The sequence below is a fragment of the Streptomyces monashensis genome, from assembly GCF_001866665.1.
GTDB classification, from domain to species: domain Bacteria; phylum Actinomycetota; class Actinomycetes; order Streptomycetales; family Streptomycetaceae; genus Streptomyces; species Streptomyces monashensis.
Genome location: NZ_MLYO01000088.1, coordinates 40,887 through 47,574, shown reverse-complemented (window position 1 = coordinate 47,574; position 6,688 = coordinate 40,887). Strand labels below are relative to the sequence as shown.

The following is a 6,688-nucleotide window of genomic DNA, read 5'->3' as shown; positions in this document are numbered from 1 at the left end:
GACACCCGCGGCCGCCGCAGCGCCCACCGACCCTTCGGCGGCCGCGCCTGCCAGGCCCTCCGTGTCCGCCGCCCCCTCGTCGTCCGGGGTCGGCGCGCCCCCGGCGTTCGCCGTGCCGTCGGCGACGCCCGCGGCCGCCGCGGTGCCCACGGGCCCGGCACCCGCAGGCCCGGCCGCCCCGGCGTCCACGCACGCCGTGCCCACGCACCCGGCGGACGCCGACGGCGCGGCCGCCGCCGCGCGGGCCGGGGCTCCGCAGGAAGCCGCCGAGGGCACGCGGCGCTCCGCCGAAGCCCCGCAGGGGTCCGTCGAGGCGGAGGAGCCGGTCACCAGCAAGGGCCTCCCCAAGCGCACCCCCAAGATCACCGCCCCCGCCCAGGCCCCGCGCCAGCGGACCGGCAGCGTCGACGCCGAAGCGCTCCGCCGCAGGCTCGGCGGCTTCCGCAGCGGTGCTCAGGCCGGGTACCGCGCCGTGGAGGTGGAGATCGAAGAGCAGACCGCCGGCCACCGCCGGCCGACCACTCACGCACACGCCGAAGAAACCACGGGGGGCACAGCCGAGGAGGCAAGCAGTTGACCGCGCCCAGTACCTACGGACTGAGCAGTGAAGCCCGCAACCTGCACTGGCTGCTGACCAACCTGGTCGAGGAAGTACCCGGCATCCAGTCCGTCGCCGTGGTCTCCTCGGACGGTCTGCTGCTGCTCTCGTCCGATCCGGGCCAGAGCGAGCAGTCCCGTCTGCGCCGCCCCGCGAAGGGCCCCCGCGGCTCCTCCGCCGACCTCGCCACCATCGTCTCCGGCATCGGCAGCCTCACCGTCGGCGCCGCGAAGCTGATGGACTTCGGCCAGGTCAAGCACACCATGGTCGCCATGGAGGAGGGCAGCCTCTTCGTGATGTCCATCAGCGACGGCTCGCTGCTGGGTGTGCACGGTTCCGCCGCGTGCGACATGAGCGTGGTGGCGTACCACATGGCCCTGTTCGTCGGCCGCGCCGGCCACGTCCTCACCCCGGAACTCCGCTCGGAGCTACGGCAGTCACTGGAGTCCCAGTCGACCGGGAGCGCACGATGAGCGGCACGCCGAACAAACTCCCCGTGCGCGGCGGCGACCGCAAACCCGCCCGCGTCCGCCCCTACTCGCTCACCGGCGGCCGTACCCGCTTCGGCCACGTCCTCCTCGTGGAGACGTTCGTGGCCAGCACGGCGGCACTCGAAGCCCCCGAGGAGCGCAGGGAACTGACGAACGGCTCCCTCAACACCCGGGTCATGCCGGAGATGCGGGCCATCGTCGAACTGTGCCGCCGCATGCGCACGGTGGCCGAGATAGCCGCGCTGCTGAAGATGCCGCTCGGCGTGGTCCGCGTCCTCCTGAGCGATCTCGCGGACCAGGGAAAGATCCGTGTGTACGGCACCGGCACCGGTCACGGCACCGGCCGCCCGGACCGCGCTCTGCTGGAAAGGGTGCTCGGTGGACTCCGTCGTCTCTGACACCGCCGCCTCCGCGGCCGGCGCCTCCGCGGTGGGAGGCATCCCCCTCGTCGCCGGCTTCGCCGAGCCCGACGAGGACCTGAAGTCCTGGCAGACGGACCGCACCCGGGCCCCCGTCGCCACCAAGATCGTGGTGGCCGGAGGCTTCGGCGTCGGCAAGACCACGCTGGTCACCGCCGTCTCGGAGATCACACCGCTGCAGACCGAGGCGCTGATGACCGAGGCGAGTGAGGACACCGACGACCTCACCGCCACCCCGGACAAGCTCACGACCACCGTGGCCATGGACTTCGGCCGCCTCACGCTCGACGACGACCTGGTGCTCTACCTGTTCGGCACGCCGGGCCAGCAGCGGTTCTGGTTCATGTGGGACGACCTGGTGCGTGGCGCGATCGGTGCGGTCGTCATGGCCGACACCCGCCGGCTGAAGGACTCCTGGCCCGCGCTGGACTACTTCGAGAGCTGCGGGCTGCCGTACGTCGTCGCGGTCAACCATTTCGACGGCAGCGAGCGGTTCGAGCCGGAGGACGTACGGGAGGCGCTGACGGTCCCCGCGCACGTCCCTGTCATGATCATGGATGCGCGGCGTCGAATTTCGGTCATCGAGATACTCCTGGCCCTGGTCGGCCACGCGCTGGACGAAACCCCCGAGTAGTCCGATCAGTTCCGGTCAGTTTCCGAGTAGTCCCGGTTAGGAGTCCTCCCCCGTATGCGGAAGATACTCGTCGTCGGAGCCGGCCAGTCCGGTCTCCAGCTCGCCCTCGGCCTCCAGTCGCACGGCTACGAGGTCACCCTGATGTCGAACCGGACCGCGGACGAGATCCGCACCGGCCGGGTCATGTCGACGCAGTGCATGTTCCACACGGCACTGCAGCACGAGCGCGACCTCCAGCTGAACTTCTGGGAGTCGCAGGCCCCGAGGATCGAGGGGCTCGGCGTCTCGGTCGCGGCCCCCGGCTCGCACGACCCGGGCCCCACGCAGCGGGCCATCGACTGGGTGGGCAGGCTCGACGGGTTCGCGCAGTCGGTCGACCAGCGGGTGAAGATGGCCGGCTGGATGGAGACCTTCGCGCAGCGCGGCGGCCAGCTGGTCATCCACGGCGCGGCGGTCGGCGACCTCGACTACTTCTCCCGCGCCTACGACCTCGTCCTCGTCTCGGCCGGCAAGGGCGAGCTGGTCCAGATGTTCGGCCGGGACGCCGCCCGCTCCCCGTACAGCGAGCCGCAGCGCGCGCTGGCGGTCGCCTACGTCCACGGCCTGGGCCCGCGCCCGGAGCACCCGGACTTCGACGCCGTGCGCTGCAACCTCGTCCCCGGCGTCGGCGAGCTGTTCGTCATGCCGACGCTCACCACCTCCGGCCGCGCGGACATCCTGTTCTGGGAGGGCATCCCGGGCGGCCCGCTCGACGTCTTCAACGGCGTCAAGGATCCGGCGGAGCACCTCTCCCTGACCCTGGAGCTCATGGAGAAGTTCACGCCCTGGGAGTACGCGCGCGCGACCAAGGTCGAACTGACCGACGCCGGCGGCACGTTGGCCGGCCGGTACGCGCCCACCGTCCGCAACCCCGTCGGCCGCCTCCCCGGCGGCGGCCTGGTCCTCGGCGTCGCGGACGTGGTCGTGGCGAACGACCCGATCACCGGCCAGGGCTCCAACTCGGCGTCCAAGTGCGCCGCCGCCTACCTCGCCTCGATCCTCGAACACGGGGACAAGGAGTTCGACGAGGCCTGGATGCAGGCGACGTTCGACCGCTACTGGAACACCGCGCAGCACGTCACCAAGTGGACGAACGCGATGCTCGCCCCGCCGCCGGAGCACATCCTGAACCTCATCGGCGCGGCCGGCCAGCTCCAGCCGGTGGCGGACCGTTTCGCCAATGCCTTCGACGACCCGGCGGACTTCGAGAACTTCTTCTACGAGCCCGACAGGACCGCGGCCTACCTGGGTTCGGTCGCCGGGGCCTGATCCGGCCGTACGGCTCCGAGGACCGGGTACGACGCCAGGGGTGACACCGTGACGTGCGCGCCCGGTCTCGGCGCCTGGACGATCTTGCCGTCCCCGACGTAGAGGGCCACATGGGTCGCCTCGGGGAAGTAGACCACCAGGTCGCCGGGGCGCAGCCCGGTCAGCGGGACCCGCGTCAGCCGCTTCCACTGCTCCTGGCTGGTGCGCGGGATCGGTGTGCCCGCGTGCTGCCAGGCCTGGGAGGTGAGGCCCGAGCAGTCGTAGGAGCCGGGTCCCTGCGTCCCCCACGCGTACGGTTTGCCCAGCTGCGCCATGGCGTAGCGGACCGCGCGCTGCCCGGCCGGGGAGGCGGCGCGGGCCGTGGGCAGCGCGCCCGCGGTGGTGAGCTTCTGCTGGGCGCGGGTGACGTCCCGCTGTTCCAGCGTGGTGACCGCGGCCAGCTGCTGCGGGGTGAGACCGGCCAGCAGGCGTTCCACGTCGGCCAGTTTGGCCCGGACGGCGTCGCGCTGTGCGCGCTGCCGGTCCGCGAGCGTGAGCTGGGTGTCCAGAGCCGTGCGCGCGGCCCGGGCCAGGGCGTCGTGCCGTTTCTCGGCGCCGGCCAGCCGGGACACTTCGCGGGCCCGTTCGCGCGCCAGCCGGCCGAGGACATGCCCCTCGTCCAGCGCCTGCTCCGGGTCCGGCGCGAGCAGGAGCCGGGCGAAGGGCCCGAGGTCGCCGGTGTTCTGGTACTGCTGGCGGGCCAGTCGGCCGGCGTCGGCCCGGCTGTCCTGGAGGTCGAGCCGGGCGCGGGCCAGCTCGCCGTCCAGCCGGGACACCTCGGCGCGCTGTTTCGTCAGCTGCTCCGCGGTGGCGTTGTAGGTCTCGGTGGCCTGTTCGGTCTGCCGGTACAGCTGCTGAAGGTCCGTCAGCAGCTGGGACACGGAGCGGGGCGGGGCCGGTGCGGCAGGCTGGGCCGCGGCGGGTGCGGGCACCAGGACGGCCTGGGTCGCCACCGTCACCGTACAGGCCAGGCGCCGAAACATTCCTGACATGTCATCACCTCGATGCGGGAGGGGCCCGGCGGGCGGGCTGGTCGCCTCCTATCGCACCGCGATAATCAGATGTATCCGTGTGGGGCGCGCGCCGGGCGTGGGCGGTTCGGCCCACGCCTGTCACTCGTTCGCGTCGTCCGGCCCGGCGTCGTCCGGCGTGGCCGTTCGCGCGGCGCCCGGTGCGCCGGCCGGCTTCGACCACGGCCACCGCAGCCCGCCGCCGGAGCTGTCGTCCGGGTCGTGGAGGTACTTCCATCCCTGGATCAGGCCCAGTCGCCTGCTGTGCCCGCGCGGCACCCGGCGGTAGACGAGCACCGTGGCCGGGCCGCCGTCCGGGTCGGGCACGGGGATGCGGTACGTCTTCGGGGGGTGCCCGGTCGGTCCGAGGGCGACCGACAGCACCCGCCCGTCCATCGGTCCGCCCTCGAAGGGGATGTCCTCGCTCTTCACAGGCTCAGTCTCCGCCATCCCCGGTGAGCGTGCCGACGAGGGCGGCCGTCTGCGGGTCGCGGCCCGCGGTGACGGTGAGGACGGCCGTGAACTGCTCCACCAGCCACGCGCGCAGCTCCTCGACCGGGGGCTGCTTGTCCTCGTCGAGCCAGATGAGCGAGGCGGCCTCGACGGCCGTGATCCACGTGCGCACCGTCATCCGCAGCCGGGGGCCGGGGTCGGCGACGCCGAGATGGCGGTAGATGTGCTCGGCGGCGGCCCGGCGTACCCCGTCCACGGTGGCGGTGGTGCGGGAGGTCTCCACCACGCTGCCGCCCTGGAGCAGGGCGCTGAAGCCGGTGTCGTGCTCGTCGACGAAGGCCAGATAGCGGTCGACGGCGTGGGAGAGCCGGCGCAGCAGCGGGCCCTCCAGCGGCTCGTCGAAGCACTGCTGGAGCTCTTCGGCGGCCGACCGCAGCGCGGCCTCGTACAGCTGCTGCTTGCCGCCCGGGAAGTACCGGTACACCAGCGGGCGCGAGACTCCGGCCGCTTCCGCCACGTCGTCCAGCGACACGTCCTCGGGCGCGCGGTGCGCGAAGAGGGTCAGGGCGGCGTCGAGGAGCTGGCTTCGCCGCTCCTCGACGCTGAGCCGACGGTAGGCGGGGGTGGCGGACGGGGTCATGCAGCGCAGCCTAATCGCCGTGGGGGTGCGCGGCGTCGGCGGCTGCGGGTGGTCGTGGGGCACTCGCGCGGTTCCCCGCGCCCCCGGCGCGCTACGCCAGCAGCCCCGACGACCTCCACAGCCGTCGCCCCGCACCCCTGAGCACGCCGATGTCGTCCAGGAAGTCCGTCAGCCGCTTCGCGCCCGTCTGCATGACCTCCCGGCGGTGGCCGCTCTCCTTCACCTGGGCCATCGCCTCCCGCTTGTCGAGGCCTACGTTCGTGTAGACGTCGGGGTTGACGAAGGCGACCGAGAAGACGCGGGCGAACTCGCCGGAGGTGACCCGGGTGAACTCCTGCGACCACTTCGGGGCGGTGAGCATCTGGCGCCGCAGCTCCTCACGGGCGTAGCGGACGTGGCGCGCCTCCTCGACCACGTGGATGCGCGTGACGCCCCGGATGAGGGGCTGGACGCGCTCGTCCGGGAAGGTCAGGCGCTGCATCCAGTCCAGGACCTCCTCGCCCAGCAGGGTCGCCGTGAAGGAGCCGGGGGTGGTGGAGATGGTCTTGAAGACACGGCCGAGGTTCAGGTGGGTCCGGCTCACCGGGTACCAGGGCGTGCCGCCGTGCGAGATCAGGCGGGCGAACATCTTCGAGTGCCGGCACTCGTCCTCGATCTCGGTGAGCGCGTAGCGGACGTGCGCGCTCGTGGCCGCCTTGTCGTAGATGTGCCGGACGAGCAGCTGCATCAGGATGAGCTCGAACCAGATGCCGAGCGAGGCCAGCGCCGCCGCCTCGTGCTGGGAGAGCAGGATCCGCTGCTCCTCGCTCATCCGCCGCCACATCGGAGTGTCGTACAGCGACACCAGCTCGGGCGGCCAGAACCACTTGCCCGGCTCGAAGGGCGCGTCCCAGTCCAGCTCCTCGTCCGGGTCGAAGGAGTGCTTGGCGGAGGAGGCGAGCAGCCGCTCGGCCACCTGTTCCCGGTCCTTGAGCAGGCCGAGCGCGTCGCGCAGTCCGTCCAGCGCGTCCGCTTCCGTCAGCGTCGTCATGGCTCCCTCACCTCGTTACCCGGGGTACGTCGTCCTGGCTCTTATGAGACTGCCTGTCAGCAAGGG

At 72.3% G+C, this 6,688-nt stretch carries 9 protein-coding genes; 5 read left to right on the top strand and 4 right to left on the bottom strand.

The genetic code is table 11. The features are described from left to right. Positions 1-196 precede the first annotated feature (196 nt). The 5 genes from BIV23_RS47745 to BIV23_RS40060 are packed head-to-tail and all read left to right on the top strand — an operon-like array spanning position 197 to position 3,450. Positions 197-577, top strand: a complete 381-nt coding sequence (locus BIV23_RS47745) for a hypothetical protein (protein WP_425443576.1) — start codon at positions 197-199, stop codon at positions 575-577. Then, positions 574-1,071 carry a roadblock/LC7 domain-containing protein gene (locus BIV23_RS40075; protein WP_071385925.1) on the top strand — a complete coding sequence of 166 codons (498 nt, stop codon included), beginning with the start codon at positions 574-576 and terminating at the stop codon, positions 1,069-1,071. The genes BIV23_RS47745 and BIV23_RS40075 overlap by 4 nt, the downstream gene beginning before the upstream one ends. Next, positions 1,068-1,487: a DUF742 domain-containing protein gene (locus tag BIV23_RS40070; RefSeq protein ID WP_071385924.1), complete on the top strand. Its 420-nt coding sequence runs from the start codon at positions 1,068-1,070 to the stop codon at positions 1,485-1,487. Before BIV23_RS40075 ends, BIV23_RS40070 begins: the two co-directional genes overlap by 4 nt. Further along, complete coding sequence (locus BIV23_RS40065) at positions 1,468-2,142, top strand: GTP-binding protein (RefSeq protein ID WP_071385923.1); 675 nt, start codon at positions 1,468-1,470, stop codon at positions 2,140-2,142. Before BIV23_RS40070 ends, BIV23_RS40065 begins: the two co-directional genes overlap by 20 nt. 54 nt (positions 2,143-2,196) lie before the next feature. After that, complete coding sequence (locus BIV23_RS40060) at positions 2,197-3,450, top strand: styrene monooxygenase/indole monooxygenase family protein (RefSeq protein WP_071385922.1); 1,254 nt, start codon at positions 2,197-2,199, stop codon at positions 3,448-3,450. Here the strand turns inward: BIV23_RS40060 and BIV23_RS40055 are convergent. The 4 genes from BIV23_RS40055 to BIV23_RS40040 form a co-directional block, all read right to left on the bottom strand. After that, on the bottom strand, positions 3,423-4,481 hold the full coding sequence (locus tag BIV23_RS40055) for a C40 family peptidase (protein ID WP_071385921.1): 1,059 nt from the start codon (positions 4,479-4,481) through the stop codon (positions 3,423-3,425). The genes BIV23_RS40060 and BIV23_RS40055 overlap by 28 nt on opposite strands. 120 nt (positions 4,482-4,601) lie before the next feature. Continuing rightward, the gene (locus BIV23_RS40050) at positions 4,602-4,949 is read right to left on the bottom strand and encodes a hypothetical protein (RefSeq protein WP_177240210.1); all 348 of its coding nucleotides are present in this window, start codon (positions 4,947-4,949) and stop codon (positions 4,602-4,604) included. Beyond that, on the bottom strand, positions 4,936-5,592 hold the full coding sequence (locus BIV23_RS40045; protein WP_071385919.1) for a TetR/AcrR family transcriptional regulator: 657 nt from the start codon (positions 5,590-5,592) through the stop codon (positions 4,936-4,938). The genes BIV23_RS40050 and BIV23_RS40045 overlap by 14 nt, the downstream gene beginning before the upstream one ends. A gap of 91 nt (positions 5,593-5,683) precedes the next feature. After that, positions 5,684-6,622, bottom strand: a complete 939-nt coding sequence (locus BIV23_RS40040; RefSeq protein ID WP_071385918.1) for an AurF N-oxygenase family protein — start codon at positions 6,620-6,622, stop codon at positions 5,684-5,686. Between the last annotated feature and the right edge of the window lie 66 nt (positions 6,623-6,688).

What these genes read in the sequence shown, in the direction of transcription:
- BIV23_RS40040 (WP_071385918.1), bottom strand. Translation starts at nt 6,622, where the DNA reads ATGACGACGCTGACGGAAGCGGACGCGCTGGACGGACTGCGCGACGCG.
- BIV23_RS40070 (WP_071385924.1), top strand. Translation starts at nt 1,068, where the DNA reads ATGAGCGGCACGCCGAACAAACTCCCCGTGCGCGGCGGCGACCGCAAA.
- BIV23_RS40050 (WP_177240210.1), bottom strand. Translation starts at nt 4,949, where the DNA reads ATGGCGGAGACTGAGCCTGTGAAGAGCGAGGACATCCCCTTCGAGGGC.
- BIV23_RS40045 (WP_071385919.1), bottom strand. Translation starts at nt 5,592, where the DNA reads ATGACCCCGTCCGCCACCCCCGCCTACCGTCGGCTCAGCGTCGAGGAG.
- BIV23_RS40055 (WP_071385921.1), bottom strand. Translation starts at nt 4,481, where the DNA reads ATGTCAGGAATGTTTCGGCGCCTGGCCTGTACGGTGACGGTGGCGACC.
- BIV23_RS40060 (WP_071385922.1), top strand. Translation starts at nt 2,197, where the DNA reads ATGCGGAAGATACTCGTCGTCGGAGCCGGCCAGTCCGGTCTCCAGCTC.